This is a genomic window from Fontibacillus forbon, assembly GCF_046559655.1.
Classification (GTDB): Bacteria; Bacillota; Bacilli; order Paenibacillales; family Paenibacillaceae; genus Fontibacillus.
The window spans coordinates 397,430-414,790 of record NZ_JBKGFV010000003.1 but is presented as its reverse complement, the minus strand read 5'-3'; the positions used below and the strand labels follow the sequence as shown (position 1 = coordinate 414,790).

Annotated in this window: 16 protein-coding genes; 1 reads left to right on the top strand and 15 read right to left on the bottom strand. The window is 47.4% G+C overall.

Annotation, left to right across the window (positions count from 1 at the left end; translation table 11 throughout):
• Positions 1 to 70: 70 nt before the first annotated feature.
• From ACLB09_RS13990 to ACLB09_RS13970, 5 genes are all read right to left on the bottom strand, one after another.
• Positions 71 to 835: a GNAT family N-acetyltransferase gene (locus ACLB09_RS13990; RefSeq protein ID WP_410770443.1), complete on the bottom strand. Its 765-nt coding sequence runs from the start codon at positions 833 to 835 to the stop codon at positions 71 to 73.
• A 16-nt stretch (positions 836 to 851) separates the two neighbouring features.
• Positions 852 to 1,409, bottom strand: coding sequence for a GyrI-like domain-containing protein (locus tag ACLB09_RS13985; protein WP_410770442.1), 558 nt, complete (start codon positions 1,407 to 1,409; stop codon positions 852 to 854).
• A gap of 133 nt (positions 1,410 to 1,542) precedes the next feature.
• Entirely contained in the window at positions 1,543 to 2,481 is a 939-nt protein-coding gene (locus ACLB09_RS13980) for a helix-turn-helix transcriptional regulator (protein ID WP_410770776.1), read from the bottom strand.
• A 431-nt stretch (positions 2,482 to 2,912) separates the two neighbouring features.
• Positions 2,913 to 3,665: an SDR family NAD(P)-dependent oxidoreductase gene (locus ACLB09_RS13975; RefSeq protein WP_410770441.1), complete on the bottom strand. Its 753-nt coding sequence runs from the start codon at positions 3,663 to 3,665 to the stop codon at positions 2,913 to 2,915.
• A gap of 17 nt (positions 3,666 to 3,682) precedes the next feature.
• Positions 3,683 to 4,111, bottom strand: coding sequence for a MarR family winged helix-turn-helix transcriptional regulator (locus ACLB09_RS13970; protein ID WP_410770775.1), 429 nt, complete (start codon positions 4,109 to 4,111; stop codon positions 3,683 to 3,685).
• Between the two features lie 240 nt (positions 4,112 to 4,351).
• On the opposite strand from ACLB09_RS13970, the gene ACLB09_RS13965 reads away from it, so the two are divergent.
• On the top strand, positions 4,352 to 5,071 hold the full coding sequence (locus ACLB09_RS13965) for a 3-ketoacyl-ACP reductase (protein ID WP_410770440.1): 720 nt from the start codon (positions 4,352 to 4,354) through the stop codon (positions 5,069 to 5,071).
• Between the two features lie 65 nt (positions 5,072 to 5,136).
• Here the strand turns inward: ACLB09_RS13965 and ACLB09_RS13960 are convergent, their stop codons facing one another.
• The 10 genes from ACLB09_RS13960 to ACLB09_RS13915 form a co-directional block, all read right to left on the bottom strand.
• Complete coding sequence (locus tag ACLB09_RS13960) at positions 5,137 to 5,532, bottom strand: cytochrome-c oxidase (protein ID WP_410770439.1); 396 nt, start codon at positions 5,530 to 5,532, stop codon at positions 5,137 to 5,139.
• A gap of 72 nt (positions 5,533 to 5,604) precedes the next feature.
• A complete protein-coding gene (locus ACLB09_RS13955; protein WP_410770438.1) occupies positions 5,605 to 7,896 on the bottom strand; it encodes an ATP-dependent DNA helicase in 2,292 nt (763 codons plus the stop codon).
• A gap of 211 nt (positions 7,897 to 8,107) precedes the next feature.
• Entirely contained in the window at positions 8,108 to 8,464 is a 357-nt protein-coding gene (locus ACLB09_RS13950) for a hypothetical protein (RefSeq protein WP_410770437.1), read from the bottom strand.
• A gap of 169 nt (positions 8,465 to 8,633) precedes the next feature.
• Entirely contained in the window at positions 8,634 to 8,996 is a 363-nt protein-coding gene (locus tag ACLB09_RS13945) for a hypothetical protein (protein ID WP_410770436.1), read from the bottom strand.
• A 4-nt stretch (positions 8,997 to 9,000) separates the two neighbouring features.
• Positions 9,001 to 11,322 carry a hypothetical protein gene (locus tag ACLB09_RS13940; protein ID WP_410770435.1) on the bottom strand — a complete coding sequence of 774 codons (2,322 nt, stop codon included), beginning with the start codon at positions 11,320 to 11,322 and terminating at the stop codon, positions 9,001 to 9,003.
• A gap of 110 nt (positions 11,323 to 11,432) precedes the next feature.
• Positions 11,433 to 13,718, bottom strand: a complete 2,286-nt coding sequence (locus ACLB09_RS13935; RefSeq protein WP_410770434.1) for a hypothetical protein — start codon at positions 13,716 to 13,718, stop codon at positions 11,433 to 11,435.
• A 526-nt stretch (positions 13,719 to 14,244) separates the two neighbouring features.
• On the bottom strand, positions 14,245 to 15,201 hold the full coding sequence (locus ACLB09_RS13930; protein WP_410770433.1) for a copper amine oxidase N-terminal domain-containing protein: 957 nt from the start codon (positions 15,199 to 15,201) through the stop codon (positions 14,245 to 14,247).
• 454 nt (positions 15,202 to 15,655) lie between these two features.
• Entirely contained in the window at positions 15,656 to 15,946 is a 291-nt protein-coding gene (locus ACLB09_RS13925; RefSeq protein ID WP_410770432.1) for a hypothetical protein, read from the bottom strand.
• A 17-nt stretch (positions 15,947 to 15,963) separates the two neighbouring features.
• Complete coding sequence (locus tag ACLB09_RS13920) at positions 15,964 to 16,488, bottom strand: IS110 family transposase (RefSeq protein WP_410770431.1); 525 nt, start codon at positions 16,486 to 16,488, stop codon at positions 15,964 to 15,966.
• Positions 16,489 to 16,620: 132 nt separating this feature from the next.
• Positions 16,621 to 16,863, bottom strand: coding sequence for a hypothetical protein (locus ACLB09_RS13915; protein WP_410770430.1), 243 nt, complete (start codon positions 16,861 to 16,863; stop codon positions 16,621 to 16,623).
• Positions 16,864 to 17,361: the final 498 nt, after the last annotated feature.

Here is a 17,361-nt window from a genome sequence, read left to right as displayed (position 1 = left end):
CATTTATCTTGATATTAAGATAATATATTTAAAAACCTTTGTCAAGCATTTCAAAAAAAATGGGCGTTGATCATGGAATATCGCCCATCCCGTCCAGAACCTTCTCTAATTTCGCCCGGCTCATCATCTCATGGCTCACATAATGTCCATTGTAAAAGAAGGCAAACGTCGTCCAAGGGGCGGGGGCCCGTTGCGCCTCATCCCTGGTCCGAAACGGATAAGCCCGAAACGGAATGCCTCTTTCTTCTGCAGCTTGTCTCCACTCGGGCAGAATGCCCGCTGCAAACGGACATTGCGGGGTATAGTAAATAACGACCCCTTGCTCGTCAACGGCAAGCGATTTGGCAGTGTCCCGGAATATGGGATCCGGCGCGGCGGCATTCCATTTTAACACGGCCAATTCGTAATAAGGGCCTGCTTCGTCCGCTATCCGGAATCCGTGGTGCAGAAAAAACTTCCGGTCGCTCAAATACGGCATCTTCTTGCCGGAAAGCACATGGACGACTCCGTCCATGCCTCTATTCCTCGCATCCTCAATACAGTGCTCCAACAACAGGCGGCCGTGACCTTGCCCTTTGTATTTTCCGCTAACCCAGAGGCAATTAATCATCATGTAATTCGGCGCATCCACGGGGACCCATGCCGCTTCCGCGGGCAAATACTCAATAAACACTTTAGCCCGTTCATCCAGCCGGTAAAACACAAGCCCTTCCGCCATTCTGTCTTTGAGCCAGTTTTTCTTGCCATTCACGGCCTCTTCATAAGGCTTGGCCCCTAAAGCGCAGCAGATATGCTCCCTGTCCAGCATTTCCGGCGTCATCTCCACCCATTCCATGACTTTCTCCCCTTCGTTAAAATTCCACGGCAATATAGATTGAAACGACTGCGTTCCCAGGGTCGAAATCCTGCAGATCGTATAGCTCATAATCCCCGGTAAAAGTCCGCTTCTCCGCTGAATCCTGAAAATATGCCCAAATTTGCCCCCATGCTTCCGCCACTACGGTTTGAACAGGCCCTTTGCGGGATTGGAATACAAGGTAGTCGGAAGCCGGGATTACTGCCTGTTGGAGACCGGTTTCTATACCTGTTCCATAGCTGATTTCCGTGCCGATTCCAGTACCGTTTCCGACCTCGGTCCCCTTACCGGATTCCTGACCTTCCCCTGTCTCCTGAGGTTCATGCCCGATGATTACGGTGTAAGCCCCTGACGCATCGCTCTCATAATCGGTATATAAAGCATAAAGCGTTGTAGAATCCGCTCCGCCGACAGCCGCGGCTATATTTTCACGATAATACCGTTCCCATAACTCCGGCAAGCGTCCGTTTGGCCCCGCTTCCGCCGCATTCGTCGTTCTGGCTCCGATTCCGGCCAGTTTGATCTCGGTTTGTCGTACATATTTTGTCGTCATGATTCTTTGCACCCTCCCCCATGAATATTTACATTCTACAAGGGGAACGTGGACATCTGTATGTCCAGTTTACCGGGAAGACAGGGTAGAATAATTGGCGTCAAATTATGTACCGGCTCTTCTTCCCGATATTTCAACATCCAGATCCATATAGGGAGACGATCCGCTCCGCCCGTGCTTTAATTTCCTTAGCCAAAGAATCAGGGTACTCGACCTTTACCAGATCTCCGAAGCCGAGTATCAAGGAATAGAACCACTCGTCCAGAGAAAAGCTCCCCTGAACCGCAAAATCTCCGCCCTGCAGCGGGATAATTTGTTCCGGAGAAAACATCTCGCCCATCCGATAACGGGCCTCGGGCCGAAAGATCAGCCTGATCTCGCATTCTTCCTTGCGGGACCAAGCGGGATCCCAGCTATAACCGTCCAATGCGGGAGCGTCCCGCGGAGTAAAAGATTCCGGCAGCAGCGACAGCTCCGTTACCCGGGACAGCCGGAACATCCGGAAATCCCCGCGCAGCCGGCAATATCCCTGCAGATACCATGCCGATCCTTTCATTACCAAAGCGGACGGCTCCACGATTCGGATGCTCTCCGTCCCATCCTGGTTAATATAGCTTAGCTTCGCCAGTTGTTTGTCTTGAACCGCCTGTCTGAGCAGCGTTACTTTTTGCTTGATGGCAGGTCCCTGACCCCAAGGTTGAAAATCAAAAACAAGGCTTCCCCCTCCGGACTCCAAAACCGATTTGTCCGCGGGTTGCAGCAGCGTTTTGAATTTCTCCTGCAAATCGCTGTAAGTCCGGTCCTCCATCGCATGAGTCACTCCTTGGAGAGCAGCGAGAAGCGAAGAGACTTCCCCCGGGGACACCAGATGCCGGTCCAGCTTATACCGGTCCATAATTTCGAACCCGCCGCTATTTCCCTGTACCGCCGTTACCGGAATGCCTGCCCGGTTCAACGTTTCCATATCCCTGTATATCGTTTTGACGGACACTTCAAACCGTTCCGCCAGCTCTTTGGCGCTCATCCGGCCCCGGTTCAGCAGCAGCACCGTCATAGCCAGCAAACGTTCCATTTTCACCGCGGCCTCCTCCTTTCTCTTCAGGACTAGCTACCGTTGAAGACTCGTTTTATCGTGTATGCGCCTGAGTACGCGGAGCTTGGAGTATCCATTCCTTTTCCAAGTAATCATGACCCTTCGTCACGTTCAGCGTCCGCAAAAATAACTGTATACCCTCCAGCTAATTTCTTCGTCTTCCTCCATTGAACTAAATTAAATGGAAAACTTCCATCTAATTTTACCGAAATCCATGAATCTTAGCGGAAATGGAGGAATTAGCTGTAGGTTTTACAGCTAATTTTCGCAAATCGCATAAAACAGCGAAATTAACTGGAGATTTTCCAGTTAATTCCCCATTCGCGAGTAGGATCACGCAGCAAAAAAGCCCGGCAATCTGCCGGGCTCTCCATACTTTCCTTACCACCATCTATTCCATTGCAACTTGCTTATTTCGCCGTATATCCGCCATCGATCGGAAGCTCGACCCCGGTAATGTAGGACGATTCGTCCGAAGCCAGGAACAGCACGCCCGCCGCGATGTCTTCAGCGAGACCCAAGCGAGGAAGCGGGGTTACGGAGTGGAACCAGGCTTTCATTTTCTCGTCTTCCATCAATCCTTCGGTCATCGGCGTTTGGATAATGCCAGGATGCACGGAGTTGCAGCGGATGTTGTGCTTAGCAAAGTCAACCGCCGTTGCTTTTGTAAGCATGCGTACGGCACCTTTACTTGCGGTGTACGGGCCTGCGCCATTCCCGCCGGTCAAACCGGCGATGGAAGAAATATTGACGATGGAACCTCCGCCGTTGTCGATCATGTGCGGGATGACGTATTTTTGACCCAGGAACACGCTCTTGATATTAATGTCCATAACCTTGTTCCAAAGCTCGACTGTAGTGTCCATCATCGGCGTAGGACTGGAAATGCCGGCGTTGTTGACCAGGATGTCGATTTTGCCGAATTTCGCAATCGCTTCATCCACTACCCGCTTCCAGTCCTCCTCGGAAGTAACGTTATGAACCACGCCGAGCGCTTCGCCGCCGTTTTGATTAATTTCTTCCGCGGCAGCCAAGACTTTATCTTCCTGGATATCCGTAATGACTACCTTGGCTCCTTCCTTGGCAAAAAGAAGCGCATCGGATTTCCCCATGCCTCCGGCGGCGCCTGTAATAATAGCTACTTTATTATCTAATCTTCCCATGTTGATTCCTCCTGATTTTATTTAGGCTCGATGGTATCCGGTTCCATACCGGGATTTTGCTGCAAGGCGACAAGCATCTTTTGGTAGGATGCCACTAGCAAATCCAACTCCTGCTCGGTGAATTGAGACCAGAGGTGACGCGTCAGTTCCTTGTACTTTGCTAACAACCGGTTCTCAACTTCCCGGCCCTGTTCCGTCAGGGACAGGTTTACACTACGCCGATCCGTTTCGGACGTTCTCCGTTCAAGGTACCCCTTACGCACCAATTTATTCGTCAGATTCGTCACTGCGGGCAAGGTTACATCCAGCTCTTGAGCCAACTCCGAGCTATTTCGCTGTTCGGTTTTGCTCAAAATCTGCAGAATCAGATATTGCTGCGCAGTCAGATCAGGATCCAACAATTTGCCGTACGAGACCACGAACTTAGTCATCTGTTGCGAAAGCATCAATGAAAGCAAATCTCCTTTGTCCAGACTGATCACCTCGACACCAATATAATAAATATTATTCTTAAATAGTTAATACCTTTTAACTATTATAATTTAATAATACTTCTCGTTTTAGAACGAGTCAAGAATGTCACTATGGGAGTTGTTGTCTCTGTAGCCTTTGGCATGGAAGATGAACCGGATTATCCTTTATAATAAATAAACACAATAAACTAAATATATTAGGAGGGAATAGAAATGGAACTTCAAAACAAAACAGCTATTATCACAGGTGCAGGTAAAGGGATCGGTAAGGCGCTAGCGGTTGCTCTCGCCAAAGAAGGCGTAAATCTCGGTTTGATCGCACGTACCGCAGCTGACTTGGAATCCTTACAGCAGGAGCTCGGCAAAGAATATGGGATTAAGGTACATATCGCTCCGGCCGATATTTCCGAGCAACCCGAGGCGGCGGCTGCCGTGTCCAAGCTCATTGAGGAGCTTGGTTCCGTAGATATCTTGATCAACAATGCAGGGATCGCCCAATTCGGCACCTTGATGGATATGGACCCTGCAGACTGGGAGCGAATCATCCGAGTGAATCTGATGGGTACTTATTATGTTACCCGTGCCGCCCTGCCTCATATGCTTGAAAAACAAAGCGGCGATATCATCAATGTTGCCTCGACAGCCGGGGAGCGCGGCTTTGCTACGGGTTCGGCCTACTGCGCCTCCAAATTCGCCCTGCTCGGGTTGACCGAATCTCTGCTGCAGGAGGTACGCAAGTCCAACATCCGCGTCGTCGCCCTTACTCCTAGTACGGTGAATACCGAACTTGCCGAAAAGGCGGGGCTCAAAATCGGAGACGAAGACCGGATGATGCAGCCGGAGGATGTTGCCGAGCTGGCCTTGGCTACGCTGAAGCTGCCGAAGCGGGTTTTCGTCAAAACCGCAGGCATCTGGACCACCAACCCGCAGTAAGCGGCTATGCTCCCATAGAAAAGCCCGCCATCCATGAAACCTGGATGGCGGGCTTTTTTACGGCCTCATTTCTTCCGGACTCCCGCCCGCGGCCCCACGTTCATAAAAACATTGATGGCGAACAAAATGACGCTTACCACAACCAGCGTCGCACCGATCGGGATGATCGCTTCAAAGGATTCCTTGCCCTCCAGCACAAACGCGAGACCGATCATCATAATCGGAAGGCCGATGGAGTGGGCCCAAAACTGAATTTTGCCCAACATGCTTGCCGCCGCTTTAGGAAATAACCAATAAATTAAGCCTGCAAGAGCAAAGGAAGCCCAGCCGAGCAGATTGACATGCGCATGTACCCCTGTTAGCTTGTAATCATGAGCCATGGACATGTACATCCCCAGCAACACCCCGATGACAAAATAAACCACCGAAACTTTAATATACGTGACTCCCGTAATCGTCATGCGCTTCACCTCAACTTTTCACAAAAAGTTCAAACGCTTGATTCCTCACATTGTATTCACGCAAGCCTCCATTCATGACCACTCTTCAGGAAGCAACCGGGCATAATGGGGGTGCTTATACCGGTCGTCCACCAGAAGCAGTACGCCGTGATCGTTCTCCGAACGAATAAGCCGGCCTCCGGCTTGAAGCACTTTGTTCATCCCGGGAAAAACATAGGCATAATCGAATCCGTCCTTGCCCTGTTCATTAAAATAATCCCGGATGATATCCCGCTCCAGGCCGATTTGCGGAAGCCCGACGCCAATCACGGCCACCCCGGTCAACCGGTCACCGACCAGGTCGATCCCTTCGGAAAATATGCCGCCCATCACCGCAAACCCGACCAGCGTCTCCTTATTGCCGGCATCAAAAGCAGCCAAAAAATCCTCCCGCTCCGGTTCGGACATCGCTCCTTGCTGCAACAGGAAGCGGACGTTCTCCATGGGCTCGGCGGTGACCTGCTCATAGATAAGATTCATGTAGGCATAGGAAGGGAAAAAATACAGATAGTTGCCGGAACGCCCGAGGGCCAGCTGCCTCAGCAATTCCGCGAGCGCATCTTTGGTCTGCTCCCGGTCCCGATAACGGGTCGAGAGCGGATGAAGCCGCACGTCCAGCTGCTCACGGGCGAACGGCGAGGGGATCGACACCGTATAATCCTCCGGCGTCGCGCCAAGCATATCCCGGTAATAGGACAATGGCGACAGGGTCGCCGAAAACAGGATCCGGGAGCGGAATCCTTTTCCCATCTCCCGCAGCAGGTGCGAGGGATCGAGGCAGAACATTTTCATTCTCAAGTCCTTGGGAGTTACCTCCGCATAAGTGACATAGCGCTCGTCATACAATTTGCCGGTTCGGACAAAGCTCTGTACGGCAAAATAGGTTTGCAGCAGCAACGCCGCCTCTTCACTGCCTGCGGATGCCGCCCCGGGAGATGCCAGTTCCTGCTCCGCGTGGAGGATGAAATCCTCGGCCAGGTTGAGCAGTTCCTCCGGTTTATTCCGGTCGATCCGGTGCGGCCCTTCCATCTCTTTGCGCAGCTTGATGAAGAACCCGTTGACCGCCTTAGCGGCGCGGTATACCGCGGGATTCACCCCTTTGTATCCGCGCTGCAAGGCCAGAAAGTCGGCTTTGTTCAACTCGGCCGAGTACATCTCGCGCGCCCGGTCCACAAGGTTATGGGCTTCGTCCACCAGCAGCGCCGTCCGGCTCTTTTGCTCGCCGAACATTCTTTTTAAGGACACTTTGGGGTCAAAAATATAGTTATAATCGCAGATCACCGCATCCGCCGCATAGGCGAGATCGAGCGAATATTCGAACGGGCAAACCCGGTGTTTCCGGGCGTATTTCTCGATCACTTGCCGCCCGATTAAGGTCTCATGGGCCAGGATATCCAACACGGCGCCATTAATCCGGTCGTAATATCCGTCGGCATACGGACAGTCCTCTTTACGGCAGCTGACCTCCTCCCGGAAGCAGACTTTTTCCTTTGCGGTAATCGTAACGGCATGCAGATGCAGCCCTCCCGACTGCATAAGCGCAAAGGCCTCCTCGGCCGCGGTCCGGGTAATCGTCTTGGCGGTCAGGTAAAACAGATGCTGCAAATGTCCCTCCCCGATCGCTTTTATAGCAGGAAACGTGGTGGAGATTGTTTTTCCGATTCCGGTAGGCGCCTTGGCGAACAGGCTGACTTTCTCTTCAATCGTCTTGTAGACGGCTCCCGCTAATTTCCTTTGACCTGCCCGGTATGTCTTGAACGGGAAGGAGAGTTCCGAGATGCTCAGATCCCTTGCTTCCCGATGGTTTCGCAGCATGTTGGCGAATGGAGCATATTGGGCTACCACTTCCTGCACGAAAGACTCCAGCTCGGCAAAATCCGCCTCCCGGCGATAGCGTTTCAGTTCACCGGTCGGAAGCTGCATGTACGTCAACTGAATCCTCATCCGCGGCAAATCGCGCTCCCTGGCCACCATATACGCATAGCATTTAGCCTGCGCCCAATGCACCGGATACGTCTCTTCCGTAATGAACGCCAGGTCCCCCGAGGTGGACTTGATCTCATCGATCGTCAGCAGCCCGTCCTCTTCCGCAAGCAGCCCGTCGCAACGTCCATCCACGACAAAGAGGAGATCCCCGCAAGGAATCTCCGCCGATACGTACACTTCCTTCTGGTCCGCATCCCTGTACTGCCGCTGCACTTTTTGATGGGCCTTCGTCCCCTCGGCCAGCGCGGTCATTGTACGGAACCCGCTGTCCAGATCCCCGCTACGGAACACATACTCCACCAGGGGTCTTACCGCTATATTTACCACCGGATTGGTCATCTTTTCACCTGCTGCACTTTAGTAGAACATTTGTTCCAAGTATAGCATAACTTGGGGGAGCAATTGTATTGCGATTAGTCGGAGAAACGGAGGTTGGATATGGAATAAAGTTTATCAAGTGTTTGAATGGTTTAGTGTTTGGTGTGTTGGTTATATTGTACGTTTGTTGATGGAGTTGTAACCTCCAATCTTACAAATCTACACATATTCCCTATGCTTTATATGATTCTGATTTAATAAAATTGTCCACTAAAAATTTATCATCTTCACTAAGTCCCTCAAAAATCTCGTTAGACTTAATCTTTGCATCCTTATGACTTAAAAGAGATAGCGTAGCTATTGCAACATGTCCGAATTGCCATGGTCCAATAAACTTACTGTCTGTTAGGAGTTTTCCGAGTTCGGCCAGCCTCTCTACAATTCCTATATCACAGTAATTTCTCTCAATCAATTTAAACATTGCCATAGTAACAACCCTTAAATTTTTAGCTTCCAAGCATACTAATAAATCTTCATTTTTTATTGTATCAGCCTTAATTTCCTCTGCTAATTCAGCTATTGAGGCCATAATATCTTCCCTTCGTAAAATTTTATTCGTCTATTGGGCCATATCTATCAATAATATATTACATGGGTTATATGTGATATTGGTTGAATGATTGGTTCATTCGGCACTGGGTAGCCCCACCGAAGAAAAAAACCTTGAGAGGCAAAAAGCCAATCAAGGTTAATTTTGTTCATAGATATGAATAAGGTCTTTCCTCGATAAGTTTTGTCAGTATGCTTCGCTTATCGGGTTCAATATTAAACACAATTTCCTCAAATCTTTTTACTGAGTGCTCCGTTTCTAGCCAACTTAATGCTGCCAAAGCAAAGTAGGCGTTATTGTATTGTCCTAGAACCTTTGGCTCTTCATCTAACCTTTTAGCTAGATGAGCTAATTTTTCCAAAACGATTTCATCATGTATTTTCAACTTTACAACTTGGAATATAGCATTAGCTTTAATTAAAATATTTGAATTATCAAGGTAACTAAATAAATCATTTTTGGAAATGTCATTCTTTTTAATTTTGTCAATTATCTGTTGTATGTCTCCCATCCTTTTACCTCCCCAGTATTTCTTGTCTCCTTGCTCTCATTTCTTGCAAGATGAATCTACCTGCATCATAATCACGAATTTCCCTAGCTAATTTTATTTCTTCCATATAACCCCTGTATTCAAGTCGCCAAAATAAGTCGCTATCCGCAATCACTCTCATTCCTGGATGACCTAAATCAAAATCATCTAGCATATGCCTGTATTCATGTCGAACTGCACCGATTGAAGCGTCAGGGTCAAGAATCAAGCGTCCGGGGCTACCAAATGAAGGTTCGTAGGCAAGTGTACCTGAACGATAATCAACTTTGACTCCTGACTCTTCTACATGTCTTAAAATTTTATTATACTCATCTGCATGTGAATCTGCGGCTGAACCAAGATTTTTACGAAGAGCATCTCCATAAGTATTAAGTCTACCTTCACCCGCCCCCTCCATAACCGAACTAACCATCTTTTCAGCCCGATAAGCATCGATAGCAGCGGTCGGGCTCTTGTAGATCATTTTCGTCACAATGTCGGCGGGTTGCGCGAAGGCTACGGCCAGATCTACGCCGTTGTAGATCATTTCCCCGGTTTCCCCTCCAACAGCAACGTACGCATTTTTCATGAAATTGGCGGTATCGCCTGCGTTGGAGCCTTGAAAACCATTCCATATGCGCGATAGGCCGCCGGTAAAATTGCTTGCTCCATGGGTTGCAATAAAGGCCCCGAATAAACCGCCGGCGACCGTCGGGGAGGTTACCGTCCCTACCGTAACGCCAAAGGCCGCTTCAAGCCCTCCGCCGATGGTCTGCAATACGCCGACCCCGACCTGGCCCCATTGAACGCCGGGAGAAGTCTCTATTTCGACATACCGGTCTATAATTGCCTTTAAGTTTTCTTCTGTAAGAACCAGCGAATCTCCTTCTAGCTTTTGCTTGGTCATTGCGGCTTCCAGCGGAAGGAGGGTGTCCATTCCCCACTCCTTGGTTACGGGGACTTTTAACAAATACTGAATGGCAGCCATCTTGTTCCCGCTTACTTCCGGAAGCGAAATTCCGCCAGCGCGCGCATCCCGGCTAATCATGGCCAATGCCTCCACAAGCTTGGCTTCATCGAGCCACCAATTTTCCTCGGTATATATGCCGCTGTTCCAATAGGCTTCCTCAGCCTGAATCAAGTCGCCGCTTAAATCGGCCATTACTGCATTCACGTCTTCTTCATGATACGACAAATTGGAATTTGCAAACACGGCAAACTTGGAATCGTGCCCAATGCTCAAAATCGTCTCCGGAAACGCCCATTCGCTGTTCACCAGATTTTGCACAATTTCGGATACCGCCGAGCTGTCCAGCTTATTGCCAAACAAAGCGTAGGTACTGAGGGACCCGTTCCGGATCCCGTCAGCCATAGACAAGACTTCGTCTCGCGCTTCGGGAGTCGTTGCCTTGAAATACAGATCGGTCAACATCAGGATCGCGATTTGCTTGTCTTCGGACAGCTTGGCATCCTCACTGCTCCATATGGCTTTCGGCAATAACGTCCAGTCGCTCAGACGCGGATCGTAAACACAGGCATTCAGCGCGGAATCGGTATAATACGCGGAAAGGTTTGCCGAGACCAGGGAGTCGGAAATCCCCAGTTCCCGCAATTTTTTACGGAATTCTTCCGCTTGCGAATGCACCTCATTCATATACGGCTTATTCCCATATTGGCTGTACACGGAATAGGCGGCCTGGCAGCGCGCAAGATTTTGGATGGCCGAGTTGATTTTCATCAATTGTGCCGCTGCTTGCTGCTGCTCCGCCATCGTTCCGTTTTGCATTTGAGCCAACAGTTCCCCGATCTGCGGATCGTTTTGAAACGACGCTAGCCGAATTTGGAGAAACCACTTCTGTGCCTGATGAAAATATCCCTTCAGCATCTGAACAACCGAAGGTTTTTCCGTTTTATCCGTTCGATCTGCGGAAGAACCAAACCGGGAAGTATTAGAGGAACTTAGTTTGGCTAGATTGGCACTCCAGCTAACGGACGGTTTCCGGGATGCCATTTGAACCACAAGCTGTTCAGTTTCCGTATATTCGTCTGCGGTTTTCTTCAAAATCGTTGTTTTTTGATCCAAACCATCACAGACCAGGACAGCAGAATCATGCACTTCGTCCAGTGCCCTCTCCACTTCAAGAATGGCAAGCCCGACATCCTGTTCAGGATAGGATCTTCGAATATCGGCCAGAAAAGAACGGATCTCTCCGGAAAGTCCTGTCTCGTTATTTTCAATCGTTCGATTAAAGCGCATCAGTACTTGCGCTAATCCCAAAATCCGATCGGGATCCACCCGTTGCTCCATCCATCGGCTCCCCCCAAAAATATAAATATCCCGCCTTATCTTGATATCTCTTCCCCAACACGATGAAAAAGACATAAGAAGTAAGACGGGATCATGCACTTGCTTTGCAGCTAATTATTCAAGTCGTCAAACATGGAACCTACTGCGGTAATCCAGATCTGATCCAGTTCTTCCACGCCTTCCATGCTGCTTAGCGTTTTGTAGGCGTGATTTCCTTTCGTCAAATCGATGCTGTCCATCGAAACACGAATGTAATACTCGCCATCCTGCATGTTCGCATGCGTATATAGCGGAAGATTATCAGGATTGATCTTGATCGTGACTTTCGTCGTCTCGGTAATTCTGTAAATATGCTGGCCATCTTTAACGTATTCCCGGTATTTGTAATACAAGTTCTTGCCTTCCGTCTTGGACAGGCTATAACCCTCCATTACCATTTTCCAAAAATTATGGGTATAGCCCCCGCGTTCTTGGGAGTGCGGGATCTCGTTCACTTTTTTCGTATAGCGTTCTTGTGTCGTATCGCTTCTGTCCAGCACCTTTAACAGTACATCGCCATTCACTCCGGTGTTATTCTTTGCCGTCAAAACCCCGGTCTTTTTCGCAAAGCCTCCGCGGTTATTGGAATCCAGTTTTTCATTCCGGACGTTGACCGGTTCCTTGGCGTCATTAATATAAATGAGGTCCGATTCATATTTAAAAGAGTTGATTAGTGAGTCTACCAGATCCTGATGGTCTGCGGTTTCGTCCGTGGTCTGTTTATAAGTCACCGTCTTAACGGTAAAAGTGTATTCCCCGGCCGGGTTAAAATAATAGCCCGATTTGATCGGGTAATCATATTTCTGCAGTTCTTTATCGGTTGCAAAAACCGCCTTGTCATACTGCGACTTCTTGTTCGTCCGCTTGCTTGCCGCGCTTCTCGCCTGGTTGTACTCTTCTTCCATCGTACGTTCCGCACTTACGGTGACGACTCCGCTGGCCTGTTGGGTAAATTCCCGTTTATACTGCCCGGGGACCGTCTCCCATTTGTACGGTTTTTTATCTTCGCCCAAATGATTCATCCAGCGTACGACGTCGAACTTATAAGGCTCATTCACCCAGTACAAATTCTTTTGCAGCGATTGCGGGCTGTTTTGTTCGATCTCTTTCTTGAAATCCGTAGGTGGAGGGACCTCTTTCATTCCGTTATAGACGTACATTTTGAAAATGGAAGGGAGCTCTCCGGTAGTGAAATTCGCAGTGGCTGTGTCCGTAATGGTCTCAGTATACGTGGTGCAAATATCTTTGCCATCCTTATCCTTGCCATTGCAGGTTTTTCTGGTTACTTCATAAGTGTACGGCCTGCTCACAGAGCCGTAGTAAGAGATTTCTCCGTTCCTCATCAACGGGGTTCCAGGGTCTTCCCACTTGAGGTAGGATCCCTTAGCAGGATTGTCCCCGAAATCCTCCCGCATAATCGTGTATCTGGCGATCGGGGAACGGGTAAAGGATTCCCCCGGTTCATTGATGTCCGGGTTGGGGGTAGCACTAAAATTCCGGTATAAATCCCTCGGATCCTCTACTACATTTAACCGCCCCTCTGCATTGGCACCCTCCTTCCACTTTCCTTGAGGAAGCTGCAAAGTTGCTGTATTTGATGGAAGGTCCTCCCTGTACTTGATCGACAGGGCATCATAAGGCAAGGACTGCGGAACCGTTAGCTTGATCGCATCCGGATCCGAATCCAGAACATTATTGGCTAAATAATCTTCCTTCGGCGAGTCGCCGTCTTTATTGATTTTAAACTGAACCCTTATATCGCTCTCAGGCATAATAAATGAGGCAATTAATAACCTTTTTCCGCCCGCGGGAATAGTGAGATTCCCTTTCTCTGCGAGTGCGTACCCCGTGAATGTCAGGCCGTCCGCTGCCGTTAATCGCTTGCCGTCGCTTTTTCGGGTGATGATCCATTCGTAGGGGGCTGTGATCGGCTCTTTAAAATCCGACCTTATCCGGACACTTACCAACACTCCTTCTTCTGCCATCTCTGCGGAAGGAAGGGTTTCGAACTCGGCGGACAGATCGGGTCCTTTATCCAGGGCAGAGAAAGCGGCGATCGGAATTCCAAGATATGTCGTTCCGCCATTTTTGCCTTTTATGTAGATGCGGCCGTAGCCTTGGGACAGATAAGTCGGAGGCTGAATGACGTGAACGTAATCGATCCATTTGCCTTTACCATTGTTTGGTTTTTTGCCTTTGGTATACACAACTAAGTTCGCACGATCCGTGTTTTTGTGATACATGAGTCCATCGCTGTATTTTCTCCCGCCATACTCGCGATCCAATCCGGCCTGAATTAATTTTTCGAATGTGCCGTCGGGAAGGTACTCTTTCAGATTATCTGGGACGTTTTTCATTTTGAAGTGGTCGAAATCATTTCCATAAACGTTAGAAATCTTTTCCCAAGGAGTTGAGATCAAATTAAAGTTATGAATTTGCTTTCCGCTCCACCCGGCGTCCCATGGAAAGTCTTTTGTTGAGATAGGGTCCCCATTCCTTGAATACCCGGAATAACGATACATATTTATATCGGGAAAATAATCATCGTGACTCTTTCCATACACGATTTCAAATCCGTAAAATTCAATAGACTTATTGTTTAATCCTTCCTGAATTCTTTTTTGAATAATACCTTCTTGATTGAAATATCCCTTACTAGTGCGCTCTAGGAAATAATTTTTAATGCCATATATATCTACCATGTCTTGGTTCGATCTTTTCAATACTTCATCCGGTGCTGCCGAACCCGCCGCCTTTAACTCAGTTAAGAGTTTTATAATTTTGTCATCCGCTGCTTTCTCAGCCGATACATTTGAAGAAGGAAGTAGTCCGAACAAGAACATAAATATTATAATCAGCACACTGCCTTTTTTCATACTGCACCTACCTCAGATATATCTTTACACTTACATCGGCATTCTCTTGAGAACCCACCCAAAATTCATAGGTGTCATCCTTAAATACCTTAGATTCGAGAATATCTTCACTTACCTTTTTCTTTTTAACGTAAGCCATTATGCCGTCTACCGTTTTGGAATCTACTTGTTGTCTTAGAACAGCTTCCATCTCCTCGACTTGTTTTCCATAATCATTACCAACTGCCAGGAATGTAATTCTCAACCCTAGTACAAAGCTCCCGGACTCTAATTTGGCATTTTTACCTGCAGATGGCTCATCAATTCTCAATTGCGACCCCGTATTATAGTAAACCTTAAACCCATGAATCACATCTTCTTGAATCTCATCCTCACCTGAGGATGTTCCGCCTGGATTGGTTGGGTTAGTTGGATTTTCAGGGTTAGCCGGATCTGTTGGTTTTGTCGGATTTTCAGGCGCATCCGGGTCGGCAGTCGAACTCTTTGGATCTGTCCCTTCTTCCGAAGTATTCGAAGAGTTTCCGTTATCCGTTGTAATCAACACCGTATTGATTGCCGCATCCCATTCCACCGTAGCGCCGAGTCCTTCACTCACAAAGCGCAGGGGGACGAACGTTCTGCTTTCTTTACGGAGAGCGGCCGTATCCATTTGTTTCTTTTGTCCATTAACGGTGTACGCTTTTTTATCCAAGGTCAAAATAATGGAGTCGGAATTCAAAACCACCGTCACTGTTTTTGTGGCTGACTTCCAGTCCACATCCGCACCTAAAGCTTCGCTTACAAAGCGCACCGGCACTTGTACCCGCTGATTTTTGTCCGCAAATGGCTGGGCGTCGGGAAAATAAATACGCTCTCCATCCACTTCCACCCGTAGCGGCATTTGGACTGCCGCCCCGAACGAACTGGCCGGGAGAATCGTAGCCAAAACAAGAATTGCCGTAAGCATGGATAGTACCTTTTTCATAATATTATCCTCCTTGATTTCAATAGATAAATTCTTCCAAAATACAGTATCTAACTGGGTATTTTACTAGAATGACCCATTTTATACAATGGCTAAGGTATCTATATTACAAATTTTTCATGGTCTATGCATATAACAAAAAAAAGCTTATTCAAACTCATAATTTGAGTTCGAATAAGCTTGATGTGTCCAATTTCTTGACTAAGGTCGATTAATGGCGTTATTACACTTAGCGACACTGGTTATATAATACAGAGTTTGTCTTCAAAAGATTCTTTGAACCATTCATAGTTCTCATGAATTCGTGCCTTATCAACATCACTTAACTCTAAATATCTTCTTACAATCGCATTGAGAAACTCAGATGAAAGGGACTCTCCAAATGGTTGTAAACTATCGGTTGATAAATTGTCCATTATTGCTCCTAACAATGCCTTGGTTGAATTTGGTGATTTTAGTTCAATAATTTCTTTTGCTCTTTTTTGGTCGATTCCATAAAGCAAATTAAAGGCAATCGCTTGAAGAAACTCATCCCCAAATCATTTTCAAGTATTTCAAGACAGTAAAGCCCTACTATTTTCTCATCCCTTATGGAGAGTTCTGTTAATGTAGTAGTAACTTCATCAAAATTCTCTAAGTTAGTTATGATTGCAATAAGTTCATCATTATTCATACTTGCAATATATGTTTCATAATTTTCCGCGCTATCCAACGCTTTTGCTAATTTCTTATTGGGGATATACACTTTTATTTCTCCTGTAGTTAGATTTTTCCGTAAATAGATGACTTACTCGATCTTAGTTGTTGGTGCATCTGATTCTTCAAGCCACTGGCATGTTTAACGAGGGCATTCCGCCTTGCTACCAATTGACCTAATGTCCAGTACAAGTCCTGTGGATTCGTATCCGGCAGTTCATCGAGCCTTGCAAGGAGTACCTTAGCGATGCAGAATGCATCCCAACTGTCACTCTTTTGGGTCGTGGCATGGCTCATTCGTTCATTGTAAGACAATGCTGAATTGACTTCCTTAACAATTTGCTTCTTCTCGACACGGTGTACGGCTAACGCTCTGCCGTTGCCGCCCGTATCTTCCAACCCGTAAATAGGGGTCAAGCCTTTTGTCGTGTGCTTCTTGACGAACTTCATCAATTCGTCGAAGGCAGACGGTTTGTTTTCAATCTGAATTTCACCAAGCCGCTCGTTCCAACAATTGATGATAACGGCGGTATGATGGGCTTTATGTAAGTCTAAGCCGACATAGATGTGATACTGCTTGTAATGACTCAAAAGACTTCACCTCTGATTACGGATTCTGTCGTGACGTAGGTAAAGAATAGGGGCAACCTCAGTTCAAGCGTTAACCTTATCGGTTCGCAGTGGGACGCAAGCCTCTCTATTCCTTGCCTTGAAAGTCACAATTTATTTCAGTTCAAAAGCCAAAAATACTTTTGCCAATTTCAAATGTAAGAGTTCCATACGTACTTTGTCTTCCAATTGATGGACAGCAAGCAATACTTCTTCTGCCACCAGCTTGTCAAAAATATTGCCATATCGGTAGATATGGTCAAATATTGCATGTTGGCATTGTTCCAACGTTTCGAGTTTCTTGTAATAACTGTCTTCCTGTTCGACGTAGCCATTGTAGATTTCCATTTTCTCCATGCCGCCACCGCCTATATAATGGCTTGATGAAGCCCACTAGCTTGCAACACTCGTTCAGTATCCGCCGCAGTTTAACAGCGGGCAGGTGGCTAGCCTTATACGTTCCCTGCCTTTTATATGTTAACTGCTCGTCAGCAGAGTTCTTTCTTCGCTGTAACAATCGCTGAAAGGTTCAATTAAGTTGCGGACGATATGAAAAAAATTTCGTTTTAGTCGTCCTACTCTTAATAGTGACGGTATCTACCCTAAAAGATGCAATTTATTGCTACATTTCATCCTCCCTATCAGGGCGGCGCATTCTACAGTTGTGAGTAAATTTGAAAAAAAACGTAAGAAAACGAAGATAACAAAAAACAGGTTAATTATGGTGGTATCTGACCATAATCAACCCGTTCAATGTAACGGAATAGCGTTATTCAGGTTATAAAATTAAAGCATTTGATGTGCGTACAACCAATATGGAGAAATCTTTATACGGGTATTACATGGGTTAGATGT

What these genes read in the sequence shown, in the direction of transcription:
- ACLB09_RS13975 (WP_410770441.1), bottom strand. Translation starts at nt 3,665, where the DNA reads ATGGGAAGATTAGATAATAAAGTAGCTATTATTACAGGCGCCGCCGGA.
- ACLB09_RS13990 (WP_410770443.1), bottom strand. Translation starts at nt 835, where the DNA reads ATGGAATGGGTGGAGATGACGCCGGAAATGCTGGACAGGGAGCATATC.
- ACLB09_RS13960 (WP_410770439.1), bottom strand. Translation starts at nt 5,532, where the DNA reads ATGACGATTACGGGAGTCACGTATATTAAAGTTTCGGTGGTTTATTTT.
- ACLB09_RS13935 (WP_410770434.1), bottom strand. Translation starts at nt 13,718, where the DNA reads ATGAAAAACGTCCCAGATAATCTGAAAGAGTACCTTCCCGACGGCACA.
- ACLB09_RS13980 (WP_410770776.1), bottom strand. Translation starts at nt 2,481, where the DNA reads ATGGAACGTTTGCTGGCTATGACGGTGCTGCTGCTGAACCGGGGCCGG.
- ACLB09_RS13915 (WP_410770430.1), bottom strand. Translation starts at nt 16,863, where the DNA reads ATGGAGAAAATGGAAATCTACAATGGCTACGTCGAACAGGAAGACAGT.
- ACLB09_RS13930 (WP_410770433.1), bottom strand. Translation starts at nt 15,201, where the DNA reads ATGAAAAAGGTACTATCCATGCTTACGGCAATTCTTGTTTTGGCTACG.
- ACLB09_RS13945 (WP_410770436.1), bottom strand. Translation starts at nt 8,996, where the DNA reads ATGGGAGACATACAACAGATAATTGACAAAATTAAAAAGAATGACATT.
- ACLB09_RS13955 (WP_410770438.1), bottom strand. Translation starts at nt 7,896, where the DNA reads ATGACCAATCCGGTGGTAAATATAGCGGTAAGACCCCTGGTGGAGTAT.
- ACLB09_RS13950 (WP_410770437.1), bottom strand. Translation starts at nt 8,464, where the DNA reads ATGGCCTCAATAGCTGAATTAGCAGAGGAAATTAAGGCTGATACAATA.
- ACLB09_RS13965 (WP_410770440.1), top strand. Translation starts at nt 4,352, where the DNA reads ATGGAACTTCAAAACAAAACAGCTATTATCACAGGTGCAGGTAAAGGG.
- ACLB09_RS13970 (WP_410770775.1), bottom strand. Translation starts at nt 4,111, where the DNA reads ATGCTTTCGCAACAGATGACTAAGTTCGTGGTCTCGTACGGCAAATTG.
- ACLB09_RS13985 (WP_410770442.1), bottom strand. Translation starts at nt 1,409, where the DNA reads ATGACGACAAAATATGTACGACAAACCGAGATCAAACTGGCCGGAATC.
- ACLB09_RS13940 (WP_410770435.1), bottom strand. Translation starts at nt 11,322, where the DNA reads ATGGAGCAACGGGTGGATCCCGATCGGATTTTGGGATTAGCGCAAGTA.